At 35.6% G+C, this 24678-nt stretch carries 27 protein-coding genes; 24 read left to right on the forward strand and 3 right to left on the reverse strand.

What is annotated here, in order from left to right:
• Positions 1–414 carry a hypothetical protein gene (locus ND811_RS00265; protein ID WP_265350905.1) on the forward strand — a complete coding sequence of 138 codons (414 nt, stop codon included), beginning with the start codon at positions 1–3 and terminating at the stop codon, positions 412–414.
• A gap of 20 nt (positions 415–434) precedes the next feature.
• Here ND811_RS00265 and ND811_RS00270 read toward each other — a convergent pair whose 3' ends face one another.
• Positions 435–872, reverse strand: a complete 438-nt coding sequence (locus ND811_RS00270) for a bacteriohemerythrin (RefSeq protein ID WP_265350904.1) — start codon at positions 870–872, stop codon at positions 435–437.
• Positions 873–1157: 285 nt separating this feature from the next.
• Here ND811_RS00270 and ND811_RS00275 point away from each other — a divergent pair, with 285 nt between their 5' ends.
• The 23 genes from ND811_RS00275 to ND811_RS00385 all read left to right on the forward strand — a co-directional run bounded on the left by ND811_RS00275 (position 1158) and on the right by ND811_RS00385 (position 20249).
• The gene (locus tag ND811_RS00275; protein ID WP_322113433.1) at positions 1158–1754 is read left to right on the forward strand and encodes a fasciclin domain-containing protein; all 597 of its coding nucleotides are present in this window, start codon (positions 1158–1160) and stop codon (positions 1752–1754) included.
• A gap of 30 nt (positions 1755–1784) precedes the next feature.
• Positions 1785–2246 (forward strand): c-type cytochrome, encoded by a 462-nt coding sequence (locus ND811_RS00280; protein WP_265350902.1) that lies wholly within the window; start codon positions 1785–1787, stop codon positions 2244–2246.
• A gap of 8 nt (positions 2247–2254) precedes the next feature.
• The gene (nosZ, locus tag ND811_RS00285) at positions 2255–4174 is read left to right on the forward strand and encodes a Sec-dependent nitrous-oxide reductase (protein WP_265350901.1); all 1920 of its coding nucleotides are present in this window, start codon (positions 2255–2257) and stop codon (positions 4172–4174) included.
• 5 nt (positions 4175–4179) lie between these two features.
• The gene (locus ND811_RS00290) at positions 4180–4791 is read left to right on the forward strand and encodes a hypothetical protein (RefSeq protein WP_265350900.1); all 612 of its coding nucleotides are present in this window, start codon (positions 4180–4182) and stop codon (positions 4789–4791) included.
• Complete coding sequence (locus ND811_RS00295) at positions 4781–5164, forward strand: nitrous oxide reductase accessory protein NosL (RefSeq protein WP_238777203.1); 384 nt, start codon at positions 4781–4783, stop codon at positions 5162–5164. The genes ND811_RS00290 and ND811_RS00295 overlap by 11 nt, the downstream gene beginning before the upstream one ends.
• Entirely contained in the window at positions 5139–6479 is a 1341-nt protein-coding gene (locus ND811_RS00300) for a nitrous oxide reductase family maturation protein NosD (protein ID WP_265350899.1), read from the forward strand. Before ND811_RS00295 ends, ND811_RS00300 begins: the two co-directional genes overlap by 26 nt.
• Positions 6476–7183 (forward strand): ABC transporter ATP-binding protein, encoded by a 708-nt coding sequence (locus tag ND811_RS00305; RefSeq protein ID WP_265350898.1) that lies wholly within the window; start codon positions 6476–6478, stop codon positions 7181–7183. Before ND811_RS00300 ends, ND811_RS00305 begins: the two co-directional genes overlap by 4 nt.
• Positions 7180–7965, forward strand: coding sequence for an ABC transporter permease (locus ND811_RS00310; RefSeq protein WP_015681559.1), 786 nt, complete (start codon positions 7180–7182; stop codon positions 7963–7965). The genes ND811_RS00305 and ND811_RS00310 overlap by 4 nt, the downstream gene beginning before the upstream one ends.
• A gap of 92 nt (positions 7966–8057) precedes the next feature.
• A complete protein-coding gene (locus ND811_RS00315; protein ID WP_265350897.1) occupies positions 8058–8471 on the forward strand; it encodes an LIC_11090 family protein in 414 nt (137 codons plus the stop codon).
• Between the two features lie 103 nt (positions 8472–8574).
• Positions 8575–9360: a hypothetical protein gene (locus ND811_RS00320; RefSeq protein ID WP_265350896.1), complete on the forward strand. Its 786-nt coding sequence runs from the start codon at positions 8575–8577 to the stop codon at positions 9358–9360.
• A gap of 76 nt (positions 9361–9436) precedes the next feature.
• Entirely contained in the window at positions 9437–11053 is a 1617-nt protein-coding gene (locus tag ND811_RS00325; RefSeq protein WP_265350895.1) for a copper chaperone PCu(A)C domain-containing protein, read from the forward strand.
• Between the two features lie 170 nt (positions 11054–11223).
• Entirely contained in the window at positions 11224–11835 is a 612-nt protein-coding gene (locus ND811_RS00330; protein ID WP_265350894.1) for a GNAT family N-acetyltransferase, read from the forward strand.
• A gap of 11 nt (positions 11836–11846) precedes the next feature.
• Positions 11847–12605, forward strand: coding sequence for a phytanoyl-CoA dioxygenase family protein (locus ND811_RS00335; protein WP_265350893.1), 759 nt, complete (start codon positions 11847–11849; stop codon positions 12603–12605).
• 178 nt (positions 12606–12783) lie between these two features.
• Positions 12784–13083: a PadR family transcriptional regulator gene (locus ND811_RS00340; RefSeq protein WP_265350892.1), complete on the forward strand. Its 300-nt coding sequence runs from the start codon at positions 12784–12786 to the stop codon at positions 13081–13083.
• Between the two features lie 54 nt (positions 13084–13137).
• Positions 13138–14307 carry a chromate efflux transporter gene (gene chrA, locus ND811_RS00345; RefSeq protein ID WP_265350891.1) on the forward strand — a complete coding sequence of 390 codons (1170 nt, stop codon included), beginning with the start codon at positions 13138–13140 and terminating at the stop codon, positions 14305–14307.
• Positions 14308–14389: 82 nt separating this feature from the next.
• On the forward strand, positions 14390–14887 hold the full coding sequence (locus tag ND811_RS00350) for a DinB family protein (RefSeq protein WP_265350890.1): 498 nt from the start codon (positions 14390–14392) through the stop codon (positions 14885–14887).
• Between the two features lies 1 nt (position 14888).
• The gene (locus ND811_RS00355) at positions 14889–15311 is read left to right on the forward strand and encodes a hypothetical protein (protein WP_265350889.1); all 423 of its coding nucleotides are present in this window, start codon (positions 14889–14891) and stop codon (positions 15309–15311) included.
• A complete protein-coding gene (locus tag ND811_RS00360; protein WP_265350888.1) occupies positions 15286–15735 on the forward strand; it encodes a GNAT family N-acetyltransferase in 450 nt (149 codons plus the stop codon). Before ND811_RS00355 ends, ND811_RS00360 begins: the two co-directional genes overlap by 26 nt.
• Before the next feature lie 17 nt (positions 15736–15752).
• Positions 15753–16358: an FMN-binding negative transcriptional regulator gene (locus ND811_RS00365; RefSeq protein WP_265350887.1), complete on the forward strand. Its 606-nt coding sequence runs from the start codon at positions 15753–15755 to the stop codon at positions 16356–16358.
• Positions 16359–16438: 80 nt separating this feature from the next.
• On the forward strand, positions 16439–18001 hold the full coding sequence (locus ND811_RS00370; RefSeq protein ID WP_265350886.1) for an NAD(P)/FAD-dependent oxidoreductase: 1563 nt from the start codon (positions 16439–16441) through the stop codon (positions 17999–18001).
• A 1-nt stretch (position 18002) separates the two neighbouring features.
• Positions 18003–19304, forward strand: coding sequence for a DUF2079 domain-containing protein (locus ND811_RS00375; RefSeq protein WP_265350885.1), 1302 nt, complete (start codon positions 18003–18005; stop codon positions 19302–19304).
• Positions 19305–19341: 37 nt separating this feature from the next.
• Positions 19342–19917: an LBF_2127 family putative lipoprotein gene (locus tag ND811_RS00380; protein WP_265350979.1), complete on the forward strand. Its 576-nt coding sequence runs from the start codon at positions 19342–19344 to the stop codon at positions 19915–19917.
• Positions 19887–20249 carry a hypothetical protein gene (locus ND811_RS00385; protein ID WP_265350884.1) on the forward strand — a complete coding sequence of 121 codons (363 nt, stop codon included), beginning with the start codon at positions 19887–19889 and terminating at the stop codon, positions 20247–20249. The genes ND811_RS00380 and ND811_RS00385 overlap by 31 nt, the downstream gene beginning before the upstream one ends.
• On the opposite strand, the gene ND811_RS00390 is transcribed toward ND811_RS00385, so the two are convergent.
• Both ND811_RS00390 and ND811_RS00395 read right to left on the reverse strand, forming a co-directional pair.
• Positions 20246–21604, reverse strand: coding sequence for a TolC family protein (locus ND811_RS00390; RefSeq protein WP_265350883.1), 1359 nt, complete (start codon positions 21602–21604; stop codon positions 20246–20248). The two genes, ND811_RS00385 and ND811_RS00390, sit on opposite strands and share 4 nt — an antisense overlap.
• A gap of 8 nt (positions 21605–21612) precedes the next feature.
• On the reverse strand, positions 21613–24678 hold the full coding sequence (locus ND811_RS00395; RefSeq protein ID WP_265350882.1) for an ATP-binding cassette domain-containing protein: 3066 nt from the start codon (positions 24676–24678) through the stop codon (positions 21613–21615).

Below are 24678 nucleotides of genomic sequence, written 5' to 3' on the forward strand. Positions count from 1 at the left end.
ATGAAGTTTTACCAATTCACCTTTTATGGTTTTATATTATTCTTATTTAGCGTAACTTATTCATGTCATGAACATGCGGGTTCAAAACTTCCGGAACTAAACAATGGTAAACCTTGGGTGGCCGACGATTCGACAAGGATGGGGTTTCAGAAGATGGACAAATTATTTCACCATGCAAATTCTGACGAATCAATAGAGGAATACCATAGACAAGCGGACCAAATCACATCCATAATCAATGAAATTCTTTCGTCATGTACAATGACCGGACAAGGGCATGAAGAATTACATAAATATATTAATTTATTGTTAGAAGAAGTGCATACAATGAAAGGTAATGATATCAATTTAGCCAAAAAAGCAAAATCTAACCTTATTGAAAAAATATCTAAATACCCGTTATACTTTGAATGAACAAAGTATAACGTAAAACTCTAAATATTAAATTTTATATATGGTTTATAATCCATATCCTCTTGCAGAATATGATTTGTAAGCCAAGCACGTAAAAACTTAAGAAGGTCTCCAAAGAACTGATTGAGTTCCTCATCATTGGAAAGAAGGTTTCCTGTAGTCAGTCGATTTTTTAATTCTAAAATTTTGTCTGTGAAACGGTCGTGTTGTTTTTTATGTGCTTCTAGTTCTGGATATTGGTTTAACTCCATCACTCGTTCTTCAATTAAAAAATGACTAAGTGTATAGTCCTCTAACTCAGAAACCGCATCCACAAGGATCTTGGATTTTGCAGAAAGATGTTCTTTGTTTTCATCGTAAACTGTTTCAATATTATTGATCAATCGAAAGAGTTTTTTATGTTGAGAATCAATCTCGGAAATATTCGTTTCGTATTTCGAATCCCACTGTGTGACCATGAGAAAACCTCGTTCTTTCAGGTTTTTTCAGCACCCCAAGAGGACAAGTGAATAATCCAAACCACTTTGGAACTATGGATTCCAGTAAAGCAAAAATAAAATAAGAATCATTCTAATTTTTTTCTCACTAGCCCTAAACCGGGAGAGATACGTCCTAGAATCGCTTCCTCGCATTTTTATACGACCATACTTCGTTTGCTCCTTCCTCTAATTGACAATTATCAACACAAATGATTCGAACCAAATTGATCTAGATCAATTCAGAATCTATCTTTCTGACATTCAATGGAAGGTGAACCAATAAGTGGGCGGTATCCAATGAACAAAAAAATTTTTCAATTCACAATGATCACGATTGTCACCTGTCTCTCGCTAGTCGGTGCCACTTGCGGAAAATCAGATTCTTCCGATGCGGGCAAAGGGATTTCAGCGGTTGCAGATGACAAATCACAACAGGATGTGCTAAAAATTGCTGTAGGTTCCAAAGACCATACAACCCTTGTCGCGGCTGTTCAAGCTGCGGGCCTCGTGGATTCCCTTGCCAACCAAGGACCGTTCACTGTGTTCGCACCAACAAACGATGCATTTGCAAAGTTACCTGCAGGTACAGTGGATGATCTTCTTAAACCAAGTCAAAAAGACGCATTAAAAAACATATTAGAATACCATGTGGTAGTGGGTAACCTAACTGAATCCATTTTGAAGTCTGAGTTCACCGGCAAAGATGATGAACTCGGAATGGCCAATGGAGGTCACACAAAAGTTTCCGTAAAAAATGGAAAGGTAATGATCAATGGTGCAACCATTGTTGCGTCCATTCCAGCAGCAAACGGAATCATTCATGTAGTAGACTCGGTTATACTACCTCCTGCAAAGAAATGATAAGTAATCAAATACCAAGGAGTATTTAAAATGAACCTTTCAAAAATAAACGGAGTGTCTTTCCGAATGAAGTTCGGAGTTTTACTCGGACTCTTCGTAACAATGACAATCATATCCTGTGGAGGAGAAAAAACTGAGGAAACACCAACATCTAACGCTAGTTCCAAGGGAATTGGGCCGGTAAAATCAGTTACCATCGGTGCATTAGACCAGGCTATGGCAGACCGTGGTAAAAAACAATTTGAAGCCAAGTGTTCCGCTTGTCACAAATTTGAAGAAAAGGTTGTAGGACCTGCGCTTCAAGATGTAACACTCCGCAGAACTCCAGAATGGATTATGAATATGATTCTAAACCCAATTGAGATGACTCAAAAAGATCCTATTGGACAAGAGTTACTCGGTGAACACTTAACTCAAATGACTTTTCAAAACATAAAGGAAGAAGAAGCGAGAGAGATCCTCGAATACTTCCGTAAGATGGATTTAAAATAGGTAACGATATGTTAAAAAAATCAAATTTAATACTTGTTACACTTGGAATCGCTCTTTTTGCATTCGTTCCGAATTGCAAAAAAGGTGCTGCAACGGCTACGCTTGCGTCCGATGCTGCTTCCAGAGTGTATGTGGCTCCGGGAGAAAAGGACGAAGTGTACGCCTTTTTGTCTGGTGGATTTAGTGGCCAGATGTCTGTGTATGGAATCCCATCTGCAAGGTTATTCAAAATCATTCCAGTGTTCTCCGTTTTTCCTGAAAACGGATATGGATTTGATGAAGAAACCAAAGACATGTTAAAAACAACTCATGGTTATGTGCCTTGGGATGATAGCCATCACGTAGAAGCATCTATGACAGATGGTAAACAAGATGGTCGTTGGATGTTCCTTAACGCAAATAACACACCAAGACTTGCAAGGATTGACCTGAAATCTTTTGAAACAAAAGAGATTTTGGAAATCCCAAACACTGCAGGTAACCATGCTTCCCCATTTGCAACTGAAAACACAGAGTATTTGATGGCTGCAACACGATTCTCGGTTCCAGTTCCACAAGCAAGTGTAGCGATCGATAGTTTTTCCAAAGGTGGGTTCAAAGGAACTGTCACTATGGTAAAAGTGGATAAAAACACAGGAAGACTTTCCATCGAATTACAAGTTCTTGTACCTGGATTCGACTATGACTTATCTCATTGTGGCAAAAAGAAATCCCATGACTGGTGTTTCTTCAGTAGTTACAACTCGGAACAAGCTCACAAAATGTTGGAAGTTGGTGCTTCTAAAAAAGACAAAGACTTTATTTTAGCATTCAACTGGGTTCGTGCCAAAGAATGTAAAGACCAAGGAAAGGCTTACAATTTTGGCGGTGAATACGTAAACAATTTCAAAGAAGAAAACAAACCTGCCGTTTCAACAAAGTTAAGCGGTGTAAAGATGTTAAATCCAAAAGATTGTCCGGGTATGATGTATTACATGCCAACACCTAAAAGTCCACATGGAACTGACGTTGATTCCACTGGAGAATACATTGTTGGTGGTGGAAAGTTAGCATCAGTCATTCCAGTTCACTCATTTAGCAAAATGATGGAAGTAAAAGACAAAAAAGAACATCACTCGACTGAAATCGAAGGAATCCCCGTTCTTAAGTATGAATCCACACTTGCTGGTGAAGTACAAAAACCATGCCTTGGTCCATTACACACTGAGTTCGACGGTCAAGGATATGCTTATACTTCTTGTTTCGTAAGTTCAGAAGTAGTCAAATGGAAACTAGGAACTTGGGAAGTAGTACAACATTTACCTGCTTATTACAGTGTAGGTCACTTATCGATTGTTGGTGGTAGTTCGACTGAACCTTATGGTAAGTATCTCATTGCCATGAACAAAATTACAAAAGATCGATATCTACCTGTTGGTATGGAGTTACCTCAAAGTGCGCAGCTCTATGATATCTCTTCTGGAAAAGCAGAGTTGTTGTCAGACTTCCCTACTGTAGGGGAACCACACTATTCACAAATGATTCCAGCAAAATTAATTATGGATAAAACTGCAAAACTCTACCCACTAGAGGAAAACAAACATCCATATGCGACTAAAAATGAAAACGACGCAAGAATCGTTAGACTTGGAAGTACAATCCATATCTACATGACTGCGATTCGTTCCCATTTCAAACCGGATATCATTGAAGCAAGAACTGGGGAAACTCTATACTTCCATGTAACCAACTTGGAACAAGATTATGACATTCCTCATGGATTTGCCATCGGTGGAGCACCTAACATGACTAACCTTCTCATTATGCCAGGTGAAACAAGAACCTTCAAATGGGTAGCTCCAAAACCGGGAGTGTATCCTTTTTATTGCACAGATTTCTGTTCTGCACTTCATCAAGAGATGCAACAGTACATCCGCGTAAATCCATAACCTATATGAAAACTTTACTTTTCCAAACGTTAAGTAAAAAAAACCGACTCCTAATCTTAGGGGTCGGTTTGGTTCTCCTCTTGGTATATTTAATCCCTATTTGGTCCATATCCATTGCGGCTCCGCAGTATCCAGAAGGACTTGGAATGCAGATTTGGATTAACAAAATCACAGGTGCGACACCTTATGATCTCAAAAACATCAATCTTCTAAACCACTACATTGGTATGCAGGAAATTGTTTCGGAATCCATTCCAGAACTTCTTTTTATGCCGTATGTTCTTGGTTATCTGATCTTTGGTGCATTTATCACAGAACTCTATCCCAAAGTGGGGATGGCAATTCTCGGGATTATTAATTTGGTCATCGTAGGACTTGTTGGACTTTCTGATTTTTGGAGATGGGAGTATAACTATGGACACAACTTAAATCCAGAAGCACCAATCATAGTGGAAGGAATGGCTTACCAACCACCACTACTTGGCTGTAAGGTAATGCTAAATATTACTGCTTGCAGTTATCCATCTTATGGTGGTATGATTCTTGGATTAAGTCTCGTCGTACTAGTTTATATTCTCTGGGATGAAAATAGAAGGAAAAAAATAAATGCAGCTTAAGAGTTTCAAACTTATTTGCATTTTCCTCACAGTCGCATTCATAGGCTGTGGGGAAGTTCGCCCAGAACCTTTGACTGTGGGCGAAGTAAAATGTAGCCACTGTTCTATGTCGATTGTAGATATGCGATTCCACACCCAACTCATTACATACAAAGGCAAAAGATATCATTTTGATGCCATTGAATGTATGGAACAATTTCAGAAACAAAAAGATCTAAAAATAAAAAATGTTTGGGTTACTAATTATTTAGATACAAAAGAATTTATCCCAAAAGACGAAGCCATCATATTCCATTCCGATAAAATTCGTTCTCCAATGGGAGCGGGACTTGCCGCTTTTAAAACTCATGAAGACACCATTCCTTTTCAATAAGAAGCAGATTCACCATACAAAAAATTCGAATCATAAACTGAATCGATCTTTTTACCTTATCCTCCGTACTTGTAAAACCAATCTTTACATTCTGCCTATATTCCTAATCTCCATACTTCCAACGACTTCTCTATTTTCAAAAACAATTTTCGTATGTACAAATTGTACGATAAAAACGTTAAAGGATGCAATTACACTTTCTCAAAATGGAGATACAATCAAAATCCAACCAGGGATCTATAAAGAAGGTTTTTTACCCATCACCAAATCAATTTCCATCATTGGTGAGAATGGTGTGGTGATTGATGGACTGAAAGAAAAACATGTATTGGGAGTTTATGCCAATGGTGTACGCATTCAAAATTTGAAAGTCATTGGAAGTGGAATCTCCGATTTAAGTGAATTTGCAGGGGTTCACACAGAAAAAGTAAAAGATTGTTATTTCGAAAATTTAAGTTTAGAAGATAACGTTTATGGATTTTATTTAGCCGAAACCACAAACTGCACACTGAAAAACAATACATCTATTGGAAATGCAGAAAACGAAGTTCTAGGTGGGAATGGAATTCACCTATGGTCGGCAAGTCAGAACAAAATCATTGGGAACAAATTAAAAAAACACCGCGATGGAATTTATTTAGAATTCTCCGAACATTTAGAAATCGAAGGAAATGAATCCGAAGAAAACATTCGTTATGGGATGCATTTTATGTTTTCCAATCATAACCAATTTAACAAAAACATTTTCAAAAATAATTCGGCTGGTGTCGCAGTCATGTACAGCAAAGACATCACAATGGAAGAAAATAAATTTTTGGATAATTGGGGAGAAAGTTCGAATGGAATTTTACTCAAAGATATTGCAGATAGTACCCTTTCCAAAAATCGATTTGAAGGAAATACAATTGCCGTTTTTGCTGACGGGATTACCAATATTAATTTTCAAAACAATGATTTTATCAACAATGGATGGGGAATCAAAATTCTTGGAAATACAGATTATAACAAAATCATAGATAACAATTTTATAAAAAATGTTTTTGATATTAGCACCAATACAAAATCAACAACCAATATTTTTTCTAAAAATTATTGGGATCACTATGAAGGTTATGATCTAGATAAAGATCAAATTGGAGATATACCACATAAAACCATTCATTTTTTTGGATACTGGATTGCCGTGTATCCATTCCTTATGGTACTTTATGAATCTCCAGTAGTACTCTTTTTACAAGGAATTGAAAAAGCCTTTCCCATAGTGACACCAATTGAATTTGAAGACCAACATCCAAGGATGAAGGAAAGAATATGATAGAAGTAAAAAATCTTACCATCAGTTATGGGAGAAATTCTGTTGCGGTCAAAAATGTAAATTTCCAAACAGATTCAGGGAAAATTCTATCCATTATTGGCCCCAATGGTTCTGGTAAAAGTTCTCTTATCAAAGGAATTCTTGGATTGGTCCAACCGATCGCAGGAGAAATTTTATTTCAAAGTAAAAATGGAAAACCACATACCATCGGTTATATGCCACAAACACCTCGTTTCCCAACAAATATCAAAGTGAGAGAACTAATTTCTTTTTTTAAAAAACTAGAACCAGTAGAAGAAGAACGATTTCAAAACCTTTTATCAATTTTAGAGTTAAATAACCACATGGATAAAAAAATTGGATCTCTATCGGGAGGAACCAAACAAAAAATCAGCATCCTCCAGTGTTTTTCTTCCAAAAAAGATCTGTATGTGATCGATGAACCCACTGCAAGCTTAGATCCATATATCTCCCATTTATTAAAGTCTCTTTTGTCCGAAAAGAAAAAAGAAGGTTCTCTTGTTATATTTTCAACTCATATATTAAAAGAGTTACAAGAGTTAGCCGACAGATTTCTTCTTTTATCAGAAGGGTCCATTCTGATTGATGATTCTCCGGAAAATTTTCTCAGAAAAAACAACAAAACTGATTTAGATCAGGCACTAATGAATTTCTGGAATGAGGAATACAAAACAAAGCCATGAAAGAAATTTTATTTTTTGAAATCAAAGAAAATATCAGAAGTCGATGGGTATTCATTTACTCAGGAATTCTCATCCTTGTGATGATGATCTTAAGTTTTTTTGGAGATCAGAATGGAATCCGATTGCTCGTAAGCACAATGAACTTAACACTCATTGTCATTCCTTTATTCGCTATTACATTTTCTGGAATGTCATTTTTAGAATCGATGCCTTTTGCTGAAGTATTACTTTCTAAATCCGTAAGTAGAAGTTCTCTTTTTTTGGGCAAGTATTTAGGAATCACGGTATCACTTTCCCTCGGATTATTATTCGGTTTAGGTATTCCTGGGTTTTTTCTTTTTTCAAATGAACCTAAATTCCTATTTTTATTTTCTGAGTTACTCGTTTTTGGAATTTTCTTAACAGCAATCTTTGTAGCACTAGCGTTTTTAGTTTCTTCTTTGATTCGAAGGGGAGAAATTGTTTTAACTGTTTCTCTTTTGGTTTGGTTGTACTTCTTTATCTTTTTCGATGCCCTTGTTTTTATCTTTAGTTTGTATTTAGGTGACTATCCAATAGAAATTCCCTCTCTAATCGTTATTTTACTTAACCCGATCGACTTAATTAGAATTCTTTTAATTTTACAAACCAGCTCTTCTGCCCTGCTAGGATTTTCTGGTGCCTTACTATTAAGGCAATTAGGACTGTACGGTGTGTTCGGCATTACTATTTTGTTTCTAAGTTTATGGGTCAGCATCCCACTATACATAGCTTTTAAACGATTCCAAAAACGAAATTTTTAGAGTATGATTTATATCAATTGAGTTATTTGAGTGCACTTGATTTAGATCATTGAAAAACTAAGAGGTGCCTTGTAAAATGATATACAATCATCATGAAACGTTGGTTACAAATAGCCTCGGTTTTGATCTTACTTCCCTTTATAGGTAAAATCCTATTTTTGGAAACTGGATTACTTGCCCAGTCTATGTACCGCCTTTCTATGATTTGTCATTGCAACCACGGTTCCAAAAACGAAATCCATAAAGAAGAGGATTCACCTCATTCCAAAAGAATCGTTTGCCACCTAACAAAAGGCTCTGGTCCTCATTCATGTTCCTGTGCGAAAAAAAAATCGGCAACAAAGGTTCTCCAATCACAATCAATGAACCCGAGCTTTGCTACAGACACAAAATTTAATCCCGTGATTACTTATGATATAATCATATTTGCGTTCCAACCAGATACCCACTTATTGAATGGATTCGCATATTTACCTTACAAACCGCCAAAGCAACTCCATTCCTAAAACCACATAAAGGTTTTGTTCCTTTTTCTAGGAATGATTTCAATGCAACTAGGCGAACTCTATGAAAAGTTTAGCCCTTGGAATATTATAAATAGGTAATTTTATGTTTAAGAATTTATTGTCTATCTCTCTAGTTTGTTTGACAGTCTTCAATTGTAGTATCGCTAAAAAAACGGATGAGAATAATGCATCAAATCTTTTAGCACTACTTGTAGCAGCAAATACAAATCCTGGTTGCTCCATCTCCACTACAGCAGCAATCAAAAGTAATCTCACACAAGTAGAAAGTAAACCCCGTACAAAATATTCTATCTCGGCTTGTGACGATGCTGGTTTTAATGGTTTAGGTCTGACTCAAAACGGAGTAACAAAAGGGGCCACAGGTCAAAGTAGTTCCTCTGTTCTGTATACTACTAATGACGTGATGTTAACCACAAACAAAGGAGGAACTAATATCGAAGTTTCTTTTATTATGAACTCAGCATCAAGCACAATTGATGTTATTGCTTATGGAACAGGTAGTCCCTTAAGTGGCCCTACTTATCGTTTGATCGCTGGCGCACAAACTCAATATAAAAATGCTTCTGATGTTTTTAGTAATACTGGAAAAGGTGGTTCTGTTTCTGCACCAATTCCAACGACCGGAACAACTCATACGTTTTGTCTAGACTTTCAATACACAATGGGAGGCTCAAGATTCTTAAATGGTTTCAACAAACCTTGTTCGGAACTCACAGATACGGAAAGAGGATCTATGTCTTACTATCCAATCATGCAAATGATGAATGTTCCTGCATATACAGGCGGAAATCGATTGGGTTTTGTATTGAACGGAGTTACCATTACTTCTTTCACAGTTGGTTCCATCGTATCAAATACAGAAATGTAAATTCTCTCTCCAAACACTTGTCATACTGGTGAATTAAGTAGCCAGTATGATTTTTTGGAAAAGGAAAAATAAAAAAATGAAACTCAAACACATACTATTTTTATTTCTAATTACCACTCCTCTCCTTTCTAAAGAGGTTAAAATTGAAAATGCTTATATCAAATATACTTCTTCCTCAACTTCTGTTGTTTATCTCACTTTAAACAACGGAACAAACTTCGACAAAAAACTAGTCCAAACAAAATCAAATATAGCCGACCGAGTCGAGTTATATACAATGTTACCATCCGAAACAGGTATGAAAATGATTCCTGTTTCCGAAATTTTTATTCCCAAAAATGGTATGACTCATCTTACTCCTAGAGGATTTCATATCATGCTTTTTGGAATCAAATCTCCTTTAAAATTTAAAGAATCGATTCCCTTTCGTTTTGTTTTTTCTGATGGAACCGAACTACAAACAAATATCTCTATAGAAACTTCTTCACCGAACAAAGAGATAAACAATAAACAGGCCTCCACTTCGTTCAAAAAAGAAGAAATAAGTGAAACTAACAAAGTTTCACCAAATACAGATGAAGCCGATATGTCAAACTTCGCTCCCAATGGACTAACTAACGAAGACCATTCGGATCATGATCATTCAAGTCATGAAGGGCATGAACACCACAACCGAGCCGACATGTTGGCACCGGCAGGTATTATGAACCCACATATCCACGAAAAAGGAAAGTGGATGATTGATTATCGTTATATGGGAATGAAGATGTGGGGTTTACAATCAGGAACCACTGGACTCAGTGATCTTGGTACATTGTATTTTCCTTTTACTGATCCTACAGTCGCCATGCCATCAGGCAGTCTAATCACCAATTCTCCAATAGGAACTACTTTGCCTATTCTATCAGCTAACAAGTACAACTATATGTCAGTGCCAACCGATATGGTCATGGAAATGAATATGGTGAGTGCTATGACATCTATTTCAGACAAATGGATGATTATGTTTATGGTTCCTGCAGTTAAAAATAAAATGACGATGTTATCCAGTAATTTTGACAAGGCACCCATGAGTTCAGCCGGGATTGGCGATGTAAGTTTTAGCACCGCTTATCGATTGATAAAAACGGAACATCAGAATTTTTTTACAGGGATGGGAATTTCTCTTCCCACAGGTTCCATTGATGAAAGGGACAATATGCCTATGATGGGAAAACAAAAAGTTCCATACAATATGCAACCCGGCGTTGGAACTTATAGTTTACTTCCACAACTATCTTATAACGGTAATTATAAGAAATTCTCTTGGGGTGCACAATCACAAGCCAGCTTACGAATCGGAAAAAATGATAACAACTACAGATTCGGAAATCGATACGAAATTTCAGGATGGCTGTCATTTCTTGTACACGAAAGTACTTCGATTTCTCTTCGTGTAGCAAAACAAAGGTGGCTAAACCTACAAGGAATGGATGCAACTTTAGATCCAAAGATGGACCCACAAAACGACCCTTATCGTCAAGGCGGAATGCGAAGTGACCTTCTCATTGGTGTTAACTTTCTTGTCACAAGTGGAATTCTCCAAGGTGTCCGATTTGGTTTTGAATATGGAAAACCCTTTCATCAAAATTTAAATGGACCCCAGCTTGCCACAAGAGAGCTTATCAATGCATTTGCTTCCTTTACGTTTTAGAAATTATGTTTTTGGGGCGCACATCTCCGGCTCGTCGCTACAATCTTTCCTTTCAGGAAAGGATTTCCGCTTTGATCCGGGGCGCAGGATTTGAATTCTCTATTGACGTGCCAAGTGAATCATAAAAAAATTTAGATAGATTTCAATTTAAGGATTCACTTTTTTATCTTATGGAAAATCCAAACCTAACCATTCGTGCTGCAAAACCAACCGATGTAGAAACAATCGTTCCTCTTATCTATTCATCTGGACCGAAAGCATGGACCTTTGTTTTTGCAGAAGGTAAAAAAACTCCTTTAAACTTTTTAACCTTATCTTACGTAAAACGAGGAAACACTGTATCGTATACCAATCATTATGTGGCAGAACTTAATGGCAAAGTGGTAGGTTCCATCTTGTCTTATACTCAACCTAGTTTTTTAACATTAACTGCAGGCACAGCCCTTCGTATCCTTTCTGTATACAAATGGAAAGCACCAAAAGTAATGGCAAGGGGACTCAAAACAGAAACCATCATCCAACCGCCCAAATCAGGATGTTTGTATTTAGGTCATATTGCAGTTTCGGAAACGGAAAGAAACAAAGGAATCGCAAAAAAAATGATCGAATATATGATCACAAATAATAAAAAACATAAAACTATTTCTTTGGACGTTTCGGCAGAGAATAAACCAGCGATTTCCCTTTACCAAAACTTAGGTTTTGAAATCAAAGAAACAAGACACCCTTTGGGTTGGGAAGGAATCATTCCCTCTCATTACTATATGGAAAAACAAATTTAAGTTTTTTATACATGCAAAACATTGATACAAAGGCTAAAAGCCAATTAGAAAAATTGGGATATTATCTGTTTCCCAATTACATTCCACTAAACAAAATTAGAATACTAAAAGAAATCCTCCTTCGTTCCAATGCCGAATGGTCGAAAGAACTGAATCATCCTAAAAATATAAATAGTGCTTATCTTACTTCCACAAAGTTCACAAAAGACAAAAAGGATAGAGAAATACTTTTTCAATTCATTGGATCTGATGCCTTACTAGAAATTGGTAAGGTTGTATTCGATGAGCCAATGTACTTTCTTAATACTCAAATATTTTTTAATCCAGAAGATCCTAATAAACTTCCCTATTGGCACAGGGACATCCAATACATGGGCATCTCGGAAGAAAAACAATTCGAAAGAATTCAAAGAGATTTTGTTTGGCACTTTCGCATTCCCTTAGAACCGGATCCAGGGATTTGCTTGGTACCTGGATCTCACAAACGCTGGGATACCGAAGAAGAAAGAAAGATTCGTTTGGAATTAGAAGGAAAAAAGAATCACGAAGAAATTTCCAATCAATTTTTAATCCCTCACAATCCGGGAGATTTATTGGTGTTTTCAGCCCATCTGATCCACAAAGGCAATTACGATGTAAGGCGATTTTCTTTTGATATTTTATATACAAACTTTCCAGAAAAAAAAGAAACGGCAGACCTCTGGAATCATTTCCCAAACAAAGATGAATTCCAAAACCAAAAGACAAATTCCCTCTTTCAATTGGTTTAATTAATTTTTTGATCATAATATTTTCCCTGCGCCAGCGATTGCAGCGGAAATCTTTTCCTTATGAAATCCATTTTCATTAAAAAAACAAATGGGAAAGATTGAAGCGAAAAGCGCGGTCGGTTGTAGATTGATTTTTTAGATTTGACTATCTAATTTCGATATCGTAATTTGATTCTGAATGCGAATTAATGAATTTTTTTCCAGTTTCATCAAAATTCATATTCTACATCACAGTGAAAAGGAAGAAATTTACGGTGTTTGGATGATGAAAGAACTAAAGGAACATGGTTACAAAATTAGTCCTGGTTCTTTATACCCTCTATTAAAAAGTTTAGAAGACAAAGGGTTCATGCGATCCAGAACAGAACAATTGGGAAAAATAAAACGTAAATTCTACCGCATCACACCTAAAGGAAAAAAAGAATTGGTTGCAGCAAAAATAAAATTAAAAGAGTTAATCGGTGAAATACTTAATTAGCCTTATCAAACTCACAATCAAATTCCAAGGAATTGTATTTAGGATTGAAATTTCATGAAATATTTTGAAGTTTTTTTTACTGCACTAAAGCTCGGCTGCACTTCGTTTGGTGGACCAATCGCTCACTTGAGTTATTTTCATGATGAATATGTTACCAAAAAAAAATGGATTAGTGCACATGCCTATGCTGACTTAGTTGCCCTTTGCCAATTTTTACCTGGACCTGCCAGTAGCCAAGTGGGGATGGCCATTGGACTTTCCCGAGCGGGGATTTTCGGTTCGATCCTTTCCTGGATTGGTTTTACATTGCCATCTGCTATAGTTCTAATTCTTTTTGGACTTGGAATTTCAAAGATGGATATGAATGCGCACAACCATTGGCTTCATGGATTAAAAGTGGTTGCTGTAGCTGTGGTCGCACAAGCCATCCTCGGTATGGGAAAAAAACTTTGCCCAGATAAAGAACGAATCACCATTGCCATAATAACAAGCGTTATCTTGCTTTTTTTCAGTTCTGCCTTTTTACAAATATTGATTCTATTTTTTTTTGGAATCTTTGGGATCTTTTTTCTTAAATCTTCTTCTGAACTTCCACATGAACCTTTACACAAAGGAAATAATAACATTGGTTATTTATTTTTAATTCTATTTTTTGCATTATTATTGGTTCTTCCTTTCTTAAGAGAAATCTATCCAAACCAAACAATCAAACTATTTGATAGTTTTTATCGAGCCGGTGCACTCGTCTTTGGTGGTGGCCATGTCGTACTACCGCTTTTGCAATCAGAAGTTGTTCCTTCCGGTTGGGTGAATAATGATCTTTTTCTTGCTGGTTATGGAATCTCCAATGCAATCCCAGGTCCATTGTTTGCTTTTAGTAGTTATTTAGGAGCTGTATCTAGTGTAGAACCAAGTGGATGGCTAGGAGCTATCATTTGTTTGGTGGCTGCTTTTTTACCTTCCTTTCTTTTGATTGTCGGTGTTTTACCTTTTTGGGAGAAACTACGAAACAATCCAAACATTCGTAAATCCATGTTAGGAATCAATGCATCCGTTGTAGGAATACTACTCGCCGCCCTTTATCAGCCGGTCTGGACAAGTGCCATTCTCTCCCCAAAAGATTTTGCTCTTGCCATCTCCGGTTTTTTGTTTTTGGAATATTGGAAAACTCCTTCGTGGATCGTAGTAATTGCTACAGTTCTGATTAGTTTTTTTATTTATTAGAAAATGAAACAGAACTTGAAGGATAAATATTAGATTTAAATTAGTCATTGATTTCTCGGATCACTCAGAAAAATCTTTCACTATGAAAGATTTTTTCTTGAGAAACAATGCTTATCATATTTGGGCCACAAATCTTTTGTATGACTCGATCGATACCTTCTCGGATGAAGATTACAAAAAAGATGCAGGTTTATTTTTTAAATCCATTCATGGAACACTCAACCATTTGTTACTTGTGGAGAAAGTATGGTATTCACGACTTATCGGAGAAGTCTACGTCCCATCCTCTTTAGCAGAAGAACTTGAGCTTAATCGTCAAACATTAAAAAGTCGAATGATACAAAGTTTAGAATTATGGAATTCGTGGCTCACAAGTCTAGATAGTTCGATATGGGATAGTCTCTTTCGTTATAAAACCATGAGAGGATTTGAAGCAGAACTTAACTTTTCTGATGTCATACAACATAATTTTAATCACAGAACTCATCACCGAGGACAAATCACTGCCGCTATCACCCAACTAGGTGGCAAATCTCCAGAAATTGACTATGTTTATTACTTACAAACCAAAGGAAAATAGTATGTGGAATCCATCCAAAAAAATTAGGACCGTAACAAGCAGAATCTTAATCATTTTATTTTCAATGACGATGATCTTTCATATCTTAGCTTTATTACAAGTGATTCCATTCCAATACCTTTGGGGCGGAAGACTAAGCAATGTAGAAGAAATGTATTTGATGGAATCTGTTTCTCTTATCGTAAATGCATTCTTATTATGGTCAAGTTTTCAGTATACCCAATACTTAAACCAAGGTTTGGTGCCCATCTGGATCAGAATCGTTTTTGGATTTATTGGAACTATTTTTTTACTTAACACAATTGGGAATCTAGTTGCCGTCACCGATTTAGAAACTTTACTGGCAACACCGGTCACAGCAATTTTATCAGTAATTTGTTTCTCATTGGTACCAAAATATGAAAATAAGACAAGCGAACTATAAAGACGTATCCAAAATTTCCTCTGTATTCGATGAATACAGACAATTCTATGGACAAGCTACCAACATAACAGGCGCAAACCGATTTCTGCAAGACAGAATGGAACATGGACAGTCAATTATTTTTGTAGCAGAAGATCCGAATAGTGGCGAAATCGCAGGATTTACACAACTATATCCAGTGTTTTCTTCTATTTCGATGCAAAGATCTTATATTTTAAATGACCTCTATGTAAAAAATCAATTCCGCAAACAAGGGATCGCCAAACAATTGATAGCAGAAGCAAAAACCTTTACCAAAACAAATTCGGGTAAAGGATTAGAACTTTCTACTTCGGCTCATAATAAAGAAGCTCGTGCATTGTATCAAAATGAAGGTTTTGAACAAGAAACAGAATTTTTGACTTATTTCTGGAAGTCAGTTTAACTTAGGAGACGGACATAGTGTACATCCCGGAACATTTTCAAATGGAAACCCATTTCATTTACCAATCTATCGAAGAGAATCCCTTTTCAATTTTAGTATCTGAATCGAAAAGCGGGATGGAAGCAACACATTTGCCTCTCTTACTTTCAGACGACAAACAAAGTTTAGTGGGTCACTTTGCAAAACCAAACCCACAAAAGGAAAGTGTGGGAAAAGAAGTTCTTTGTATTTTTTCTGGTCCACATTGTTATATTTCGCCGGCTTGGTATGAAACAGACCGAGCTGTTCCCACTTGGAATTTTACTGCAGTGCATGTGAAGGGAATCTTAAATATTGTGGATGATCCCGAAAAAATCCAAAAAAGTTTGATAACCTTAGTCAATCGTTTTGAACCAAAAGATTCTAAATACCAAATTAATTCTGTAGATACAAACTATACAGAAGGATTAAAAAAAGGGATTGTTCCTTTTGAAATCAAAATCACTCACATCGAAGGGAAACAGAAACTAAGCCAAAATCATTCGATTGAACGCCGAAATCTTGTGATCGCAAATCTAAATTCTATGTCCGGAGAAAATGAAAAAGCGATTGCATCTTTAATGAGAAAAAGTCTAAATCAATAATCTCACAATCCAGGGATTGTAAGTTATCTCCTTATTTTCTATTATTATTTAATTTAGAAATTTAGATTACGAATTTAACCTTGAAACTAGAACTAAACGTAAGAGTCACTCCAGAGATTGCATCCAATCCAGATCATTTGTTGCAGTTTGTATCCAAACAAAACAAAATTCCAAAATCTGATATAAAACATATTGAATGTACTTCTCGGTCCATTGATGCAAGACAAAGAAATGTAGTTTTCCAATTACAATTGGATGTTTATATCAATGAAGAATATATTCCTCTCGAGTATCCAATTCCTCATTTCCCAAATGTGGCCCTAGAAGAACCAGTAATCATCATTGGAGCTGGTCCTGCAGGACTCTTTGCCGCCTTACGAGTACTAGAGTTAAGAAAAAAACCGATCATCTTGGAACGTGGAAAAAATGTCAAAGAAAGAGTGGAAGACCTTCGTGGTATAAACGTACATCATATAGTTAATGAAGATTCTAATTATTGTTTTGGAGAAGGAGGAGCTGGAACTTATTCCGATGGAAAACTCTATACTAGATCCAAAAAACGAGGAAACGTTCGAAAAGTTTTAGAATATTTGGTAACTTTTGGCGCAACAAAACAAATATTAGTTGATGCACATCCACATATTGGCACAAACAAACTTCCTCGCATCATTCAAAATATCAGAGAATGCATTCTCGCAGCAGGTGGAGAAATACATTTTAAAACTCGAATTATAGATTTAATTCTCTCAGGAAATTCTATTACCGGAGTAAAGTCTCACTCTGGAGAAAAGTGGATGGCAAAAAACGTCATCATTGCGACGGGCCATTCCGGTAGAGAGATGTTCCAACTTCTCTATGAAAAAGGAATTCAAATCCAAACAAAACCTCTTGCCATTGGAGTTCGAGTAGAACATCCACAAAGTTTGATTGATTCAATACAATACCATTGTGATGTCAAAAATCCGCTTCTTCCTGCTTCCGAATATTCCCTTGTTAAACAAATCAATGGAAGAGGTGTTTATAGTTTCTGTATGTGTCCTGGCGGAGTGATTGCTCCTTGTGCCACTAAACCTGGTGAAGTTGTTACTAATGGTTGGTCAAGTGCGGAACGTTCCAGACCCACAGCTAATTCTGGAATCGTCGTAGAACTTCGAATTGATGATTTCAAATCATTTGAATCCTATGGTGTATTTTCTGCTCTGCAATATCAATCTTCAATCGAAAAAATGGCTTTTGCTATGAATGGAGGTACACAAAAAGCTCCTGCACAACGAATGGTTGATTTTACAAAAAATAAAATTTCTAATGACCTTCCAAAGACGTCTTACACACCAGGACTGGTTTCTGTATCATTATCAGAATTACTGCCTCCACTCATAACCGATTCTTTAAAAAAAGGATTCCAAGAATTTGAGTCATCGATGAAAGGATACTTCACAAATGAAGCCATCATCCATGCACCGGAAACAAGAACTTCTTCTCCCATTCAAGTTCCGAGAAACCCCGTTACATTAGAACACATTCAAATCAAAGGGTTATTTCCCTGTGGAGAAGGTGCAGGATATGCAGGTGGAATTGTTTCCGCCGCTATCGATGGAATGAAATGTGCAGAAGCGGCCCTAACCGGTAGTTTTACCAAATAAAATGAAACGACTACGTTACCACCTACCTTCCTTTCTTTTATGGTTGGTGGTATTTTATTTTTTATCGGAAAGATCCATTTTTCGTTACCAACATATGGGTGCGGGAGTGGATATTGGACTTTTCGAAAACCTATTTTATAATTTAATCCATCAGGGGAAGGCAATCACATCCCTCGGTGTCGACGGTAACAATCACCATTATTTTGCCGATCATATCAATTGGTTTATTTACCCCTTATATCTGTTATACTATCTTTTTCCGTATGTTGAAAGTTTGCTTATATTCCAAGCCTTGGTTTTAAGTATCCCTATTTTGATCTTTCCATTTTACAAATGGGAAAAATCCTACCATCTGGTTTATCCTTTCCTTTACACTTTATTTCTTCCTATTTATTGGATTCAAATTTTTGATTTCCATCCTGAAGTATTATGGATTCCACTTTTTTTCTTATTCTATTACTTCTGGAAAAAAAAATCGAAGTATTGGGTTCTTTTTTTTGCATTGAGTCTGCTTGTAAAAGAAGAATGTGCTTTGGTTTGGATAATATTTGCTCTAGTAATATTGCGAAAGAATCCAAAAGAAAGTTTATTCATAGGAACTCTATCCTTACTTTATTTTTTGTTTTCTATCTTTCTTTTAAGCAAAATGCAAGATTCTATTACAAATCTTTCTATACCAACCCACTGGGAACGTTACAAAAACCCAATCGGTGCCTTACAAAATTTACATCTGTTTCCATATCTATTTTTGTTTCTTAATTTACCGTTTTTATTTTTACAATTTAAAAATAAACTGATCCTTTGTTTGTTACCGTATCTTTTTTATTCTATCCTCTCCTCTTATGAGGTAAATAAAACACCATTCACTCATCACAGCTTTATAGCCGTTCCCATCCTTTTTATTTGCTTTATCGAAATCGTAGAAACATTTAATAGGAAAAAAAAATATCTATTTTGTTTCACTTCTCTATTAGTATCTATTGCTTTATTCGTTTGGTTTGGCCCCCTTTCCAAAACATATTCTTATAAAAGGGAATTTATGAATCCAGGTTTATCAACAAAAGATGTGTCTATACTTCGTAACCTATTAGAAGGTAAATCGATCGTATCGAATATTCCGCAATACCTTTCTAACCGAAATCAGGTTCAGTTATTTTTATCAAACAAAACATACTCCGCAGATTATTTTGTTTTTTACCAGTTCCAAAACCAACTTACCCCAGTTTTTGTGCCCAAAGAATATAAATTGGATAAAGAAATAGAAAAGCATATTCAAATCTATAAATACAAGAAAATTGATTGATCAGTTTACCATTATCTATTACACTATGCAACTGAAAATGCGACTTCTTACCTACTTTATCCCATTTCTTTTGTTCATTCATTGTTCCGTAGATTTACGCCAAGTTCCACCGCCATCACCAAATGGAAATATGAGCAGGACACAATCTAACCTACCTATAGTGATTGGAAAGTTTGAAATACTTTCTGCCGATAGAGGAGTCTATACAGATGCATGGAGAACAGCTTTCAAAGGTCACCTAACATCTTCTGGCATATTTCAAACAATTTCCACGGAACTCGATCCTAAAACTACATCCGAATATTATACAATCGATGTGGAGATGAAAACAGACTTTCACGATAAATACAATTGGTGGTATACTTGGCCTGCACTTTGGCCACTCACTGGAATATGGCCCATCCAACTTAGGGAAGGCGAGTATACTGTCGATTTTAAGTATCAGTTATATAAGAATAAAACCCTTCTGAAAGAAGAAACCATTACCAGAAAAGGGAAAACGAGCGAATTCCTGTATGGACTTTACAAAGTCAGAAATTTTCATCGAATGATTGAAGAAACGAATTTAGAAGCTGTTAGAACATGTATCCAAAATTTATCAGAATCATTATAATATTCAATTTAGTCAGTTTCGTTGGATGTGTGAGTATTCCCTTTAATCCAGCTAACCATACAGACGATTGTTTAGCATATTATTACCAAACCAAGCGGCAAGTAACGGAAGTATTTGATGAAAATGTTTTAACTCTCGGACTAGTAGTCACTCTTTCCCTACTCCATTCTGCCTTGTCTCCTGTCTTTCTTATACCAATTCTCACAACACCTTATATACATTATAAAAATAAAGTCAAAGCGGATGAAATTTTAGATCAATGGAAAAAAGAAAGGTGTGAGATTGGTGAATTGAATAATCCGGAAACGAAAGTCCGACCTACAGATCTTTAGTTATTTAAAAACTTCATTGTATCTCCCAAGAGGAGACCAATTTGAAGTCTTAACTGTATCAGGTCATATCTGTTTTGAATTTCGTTTCGCATAACGTCACGAAGTCGCCTATCTACCGTTTGCAGTTCAATAATGGAAGCTGAACCAGTTTTGTATGCTTTTTCCATGATTTGATAGTTTTCTTCTGCGATACGTTTACTTTCTCTCGAAATATCGTACAATTCGACTAAATTGTTATGTTGTTGGATCAATTCAAAAAGATACAATCCCGTGTTTTCGCGCAAAAACTGTGATTGGGATTTTGCTAACTTGATTTCAATTTTTGATTTATCAAATTCATTTTTTGACAACCAACGATTGAATAAAGGAAAACGAAATCCAAAATTTCCACCTACGTTAAAATCTGCATCGGAGGATCTAGCATAACGACTAAAATCATTTCTACTATAATCATACACCTCCATTGAGTTGGCCCAAGTTCCACTCAAACCGGAATAAGATTCACGACTCGTTTGATTGTAGACATTTACAAAAAAATCAGGAACCCACAACTCATTAAAGCGAACCATTTTTTGGATTTCTAAAATCTTCACCTGATTGATTGTCAAAATAATATCAAAATTTAGATTTGTAAGATTTTTTTCGTACTCAGCTAGCGTAGTTTCCAATGGAAGGATTTTATATTCACGCGCAGGAATTTGTTTTAAGGCAACTTCCTTTAATAAAAACTTTCTTCTAAATATTGACTGACTCTTTTGTTGGTCTAATCTAGATTTAACAGCATTGTACTTATAAAAAAAATAATCCACTTTGGAGTTTTGTGTAACTAAATATGATTCTATTCCTTGTTTGTAAAGTTTCTGAACCGTTTGGAATTGTTTATCAGCATCAGATTCGTTAGAAAAATCATAATCATAAAATGCCAATAGTTTTAATGTTTCAGCATATTGAAATGCCTGATCAAATAATTCTTTTTGGTATAAAGCGCGATATTCTAACAACAATCGCTCATATTCCAATTCCAAAATCATATTGGTGAGAACTGTGTTTCCCTGGTCTTGAAAATTCCAATTTAAATTTAAACTAGTATTCCATCCCTTTCTATTGTATCCATCACCTCTCAATGCTTCGAAAAAAGGAGAATGTTCTAAATTAACGGAGGGCAAATAACGTAAATTTCTGGAATCAATATCAATTTTTTTCCGTTCGATTTCCATTTCTTTCAATTTCAATTCGTATGACTTCTCGCCAACTAACTTAGGCAAGTCGTAAAAATCTACAGTTTCCGAAAGTATATTGGAGACCCAAAAAAATGTAACAAAACTGAAAAGTATATATAGAAAAAAGCGGATCACTAAGTCAATTATCGGATTGCTTCCTGTTTGGAATGAAGTAATTGATAAATTCCACCCTTAGAAAGTAGTTCACGATGAGTTCCTTTGCTCTCCAATTTTCCTCTTTCCAATACAAAAATCTGATCATAATTGCGGATAGTATCTAATCTATGGGCCACCGTGATGATCGTTGCACCTGCAAAAACTGTATTTATATGAGACAGAATTCTAGCTTCTGTTTCTTTATCAAGAGAAGCTGTCGGCTCGTCCAACAACAAGAGGTTTGGCTTTTGTAGAAATAAACGAGCCAAAGAAAACCTTTGTTTTTGGCCTCCAGAGAAAACGAATCCTTTTTCAGAAATTTCTGTATCGTAACCAAGCGGGAGTTTGACGATGTCATCATGAATACAAGCCAGTTTTGAAGCCTCCACTACTTCACTAAGTGTCGCTTCTGGTTTAGTGATCGATATATTTTCTCTAACCGTTCCGGAAATTAAGGGATTCTCTTGAAAAATAACTCCAATTTTAGTTCGCAAACTAGGAAGCCAAATTTCATTCAAAGATACCTCATCAATAGTAATTTCTCCATCTTGCGGTTGATACAAACCTAGTATTAATTTTAAAATCGTGGACTTACCACTTCCACTTCGACCGACAAAAGCAATTTTTTTACCGGCTTGAATTGTTAATGTTAAATTACGGATACCTGATTCCGGTTTTAAACTGTCGTACGAAAAACTCAAATTCTTAAACTCAATGTTTCCCTTTACTTCTGGAAGATCCACCTTGAAGAGATTATCCTTATCAGTGATTTCACTATCTAGCGATTCAAAACTGCGCAACCTATTCCAGGATATATTAGCTTTCTGAAATTTCAAAAAATCATCATATAACGAAACAATCGGATTGCGAATATAAGCAACTAAACCGATGATCGCATACAAGGTCCCAAGTGACATCTGATCTTTCAAAATCAAAATACTACCAACTAACATAACAACTACTACAGTCATTTGTTTAAAAAATTCTGTATTTGTAAAAAGCAAGTTGGAATAAAATAATTTTTTCCCCTCCGAATTTAATTGAGAGGTAAGTCGTTTTTCAAAATCCCAACGGTGTGAATAAGTAGCTCCTAAATTTTTGATAGTCTCAAATCCATTAATAGTTTCGATAAAATAACTCAGCGTTTCCGACTTCTTCAACGATTCTTTCTTTGTTTCTTCGACAATCTTAGGAGTTAGTGCATGCAAGATCAACATCTCAGGTAGAATTAACAAGATAATCATCATAAGCAAAACTGGAGATAGAAAAAGAAAGATTACAAATACTAAAGAACTAAAAAGTAAATCAAAGAACTTCATTGCTCCTTGGTCAGAGAAAAACGAAATAACAGATTCAATTTCTTCCCAACGGTTTAAAATTTCCCCTTTTCTGTTTCTTTCAAAGAAGGAAATTGGCAATGAAATCAATTTTACTAAGAACCGAATAGCAATTGTTTGATTTACTCGATTACTTGTAAAAAAAATCACATTCGATCTGAAATAAGCGAGAAAAGATTGAGAAAAACTAAGTAAAACAACGGAAAAGATAACGGGTAGAAAAAATTCTTTATTTTCTTGGAGGAGAACTGCGTCGATTAAATATAAATTTACTAATGGAATAAAAACTTCCAAACCTTTAATCACAAAACTTGCAATAATGCCTGCTTTTAAATATTTGATCGCAGGTAAAAAATATTCTGCCAAACCTGAAAAGAACCGATTCCTCAACTCCCACTTCGATTCAGGTTTGATTTTGGGAATGAAATATATAACTATATCGGAAGATTTCTGCTCCCACTCTTCGCGTGAAAGGCTTATCTCCCCAAATTCTGGATCAAAAATATTTACTCTTTTTTTTTCAAACGATTTTAAGATAACGTATCTTGCATTTTCAATAAATCCAATTGTCGGAATGTTATTTAGTTCGAGTTCATGATCTTTCCAATTAACAAAGTAACATTCTCCCTTATTTTCGCCAAAACTAGTTTTCCAATGTTTTGGTCTGATATCTGGATCAAAGTCAGGAAAAGTTGGATCTGCATCGTAATCGGCAAATGAAAAGCCCCAATATCGAAAAATCATTTTGCGACATGCATCACCTGACTGAGATTTACCGTCTTGAAATAAAAAAGGAAATCGTATCTGATTTCTAATGGGTGGGGGAAATTTTAATTTCGGTAAATAATGAAACCTGTCTTCTTCATAAATAGAAAATGTTCCAATAGTATCTTCTTCAGTACCATCTCCTAAGTTTAGTTTTCTTTCACTCATAATAGAACGAATGGTAATCAATAGACTTTCCGATTTTTTAAAAAATGCTTCTGCATCTGTTGAAGAAAGTTCATATACATAACTTTCCTCAACTGCAGTAACCGTTGCATTTCTAGCTTTTTTTTCCAATACCCCCATCTCACCTAACACTGATCCTGCTTCAACAAAGGAAAAATAATCCTTTTGCCAGGTTGATTTGGTAACTTTGAATCTCCCTGAGCGAATGAAAAATAATGAAGAACTTTTTGTTCCTTCCTTAATTAAAGTTTGTCCAGACAAAACCTTACGTTTTACCAGTATTTTAGATAACTCTTGGATTTCGGAATTGGAAAGTTTTCTAAAATAAGGATGGATTCTTAATTCATCACGAAGTTGGACATTTTCCTTGTGTTCAATCCATATTTTTTTTCTGCTATTATCCGACTCAATGAACTTTAGGAATTGAAGTTGTGATAATACACGAACCCTTGAATTTTCTTCTACTTGAAAAATTTGTTTTTTTAAAGAATCCGAAGAGAACTCACTGACTCCATAAAAAGCACCTTCTGTTAAGGTTTTAATCAAAAGTTCTTTTTCATTTATCTTTAATTTTACTTGAACCCTTCCTGTTTCTACTATTAAGAGTGGAGTTGGTTCAAACTCATTTCCACCAATCCTATCATTTGCTACAAGAGATCTAAATTCGAATAAGCTGAGAATTTTTTTTAAATCATTCGAAGTGAGTTTAGATAAAAACTCATCCTCAAGTAGCGATTTAGGAATTTCTGCTATCTTATTCTTCAA

The sequence above is a fragment of the Leptospira soteropolitanensis genome (assembly GCF_026151655.1).
GTDB lineage: Bacteria > Spirochaetota > Leptospiria > Leptospirales > Leptospiraceae > Leptospira_A > Leptospira_A soteropolitanensis.

Excerpts from the sequence above, each read along its gene's own strand:
- ND811_RS00325 (WP_265350895.1), top strand. The coding sequence starts at position 9,437 with ATGAAACTCAAACACATACTATTTTTATTTCTAATTACCACTCCTCTC.
- ND811_RS00320 (WP_265350896.1), top strand. The coding sequence starts at position 8,575 with ATGTTTAAGAATTTATTGTCTATCTCTCTAGTTTGTTTGACAGTCTTC.
- ND811_RS00360 (WP_265350888.1), top strand. The coding sequence starts at position 15,286 with ATGAAAATAAGACAAGCGAACTATAAAGACGTATCCAAAATTTCCTCT.
- ND811_RS00315 (WP_265350897.1), top strand. The coding sequence starts at position 8,058 with ATGAAACGTTGGTTACAAATAGCCTCGGTTTTGATCTTACTTCCCTTT.
- ND811_RS00295 (WP_238777203.1), top strand. The coding sequence starts at position 4,781 with ATGCAGCTTAAGAGTTTCAAACTTATTTGCATTTTCCTCACAGTCGCA.
- ND811_RS00340 (WP_265350892.1), top strand. The coding sequence starts at position 12,784 with ATGCGAATTAATGAATTTTTTTCCAGTTTCATCAAAATTCATATTCTA.
- chrA (WP_265350891.1), top strand. The coding sequence starts at position 13,138 with ATGAAATATTTTGAAGTTTTTTTTACTGCACTAAAGCTCGGCTGCACT.
- ND811_RS00335 (WP_265350893.1), top strand. The coding sequence starts at position 11,847 with ATGCAAAACATTGATACAAAGGCTAAAAGCCAATTAGAAAAATTGGGA.
- nosZ (WP_265350901.1), top strand. The coding sequence starts at position 2,255 with ATGTTAAAAAAATCAAATTTAATACTTGTTACACTTGGAATCGCTCTT.
- ND811_RS00300 (WP_265350899.1), top strand. The coding sequence starts at position 5,139 with ATGAAGACACCATTCCTTTTCAATAAGAAGCAGATTCACCATACAAAA.
- ND811_RS00265 (WP_265350905.1), top strand. The coding sequence starts at position 1 with ATGAAGTTTTACCAATTCACCTTTTATGGTTTTATATTATTCTTATTT.
- ND811_RS00275 (WP_322113433.1), top strand. The coding sequence starts at position 1,158 with ATGGAAGGTGAACCAATAAGTGGGCGGTATCCAATGAACAAAAAAATT.
- ND811_RS00355 (WP_265350889.1), top strand. The coding sequence starts at position 14,889 with ATGTGGAATCCATCCAAAAAAATTAGGACCGTAACAAGCAGAATCTTA.
- ND811_RS00375 (WP_265350885.1), top strand. The coding sequence starts at position 18,003 with ATGAAACGACTACGTTACCACCTACCTTCCTTTCTTTTATGGTTGGTG.
- ND811_RS00290 (WP_265350900.1), top strand. The coding sequence starts at position 4,180 with ATGAAAACTTTACTTTTCCAAACGTTAAGTAAAAAAAACCGACTCCTA.
- ND811_RS00310 (WP_015681559.1), top strand. The coding sequence starts at position 7,180 with ATGAAAGAAATTTTATTTTTTGAAATCAAAGAAAATATCAGAAGTCGA.
- ND811_RS00270 (WP_265350904.1), bottom strand. The coding sequence starts at position 872 with ATGGTCACACAGTGGGATTCGAAATACGAAACGAATATTTCCGAGATT.
- ND811_RS00330 (WP_265350894.1), top strand. The coding sequence starts at position 11,224 with ATGGAAAATCCAAACCTAACCATTCGTGCTGCAAAACCAACCGATGTA.
- ND811_RS00350 (WP_265350890.1), top strand. The coding sequence starts at position 14,390 with ATGAAAGATTTTTTCTTGAGAAACAATGCTTATCATATTTGGGCCACA.
- ND811_RS00280 (WP_265350902.1), top strand. The coding sequence starts at position 1,785 with ATGAACCTTTCAAAAATAAACGGAGTGTCTTTCCGAATGAAGTTCGGA.
- ND811_RS00380 (WP_265350979.1), top strand. The coding sequence starts at position 19,342 with ATGCGACTTCTTACCTACTTTATCCCATTTCTTTTGTTCATTCATTGT.
- ND811_RS00385 (WP_265350884.1), top strand. The coding sequence starts at position 19,887 with ATGTATCCAAAATTTATCAGAATCATTATAATATTCAATTTAGTCAGT.
- ND811_RS00305 (WP_265350898.1), top strand. The coding sequence starts at position 6,476 with ATGATAGAAGTAAAAAATCTTACCATCAGTTATGGGAGAAATTCTGTT.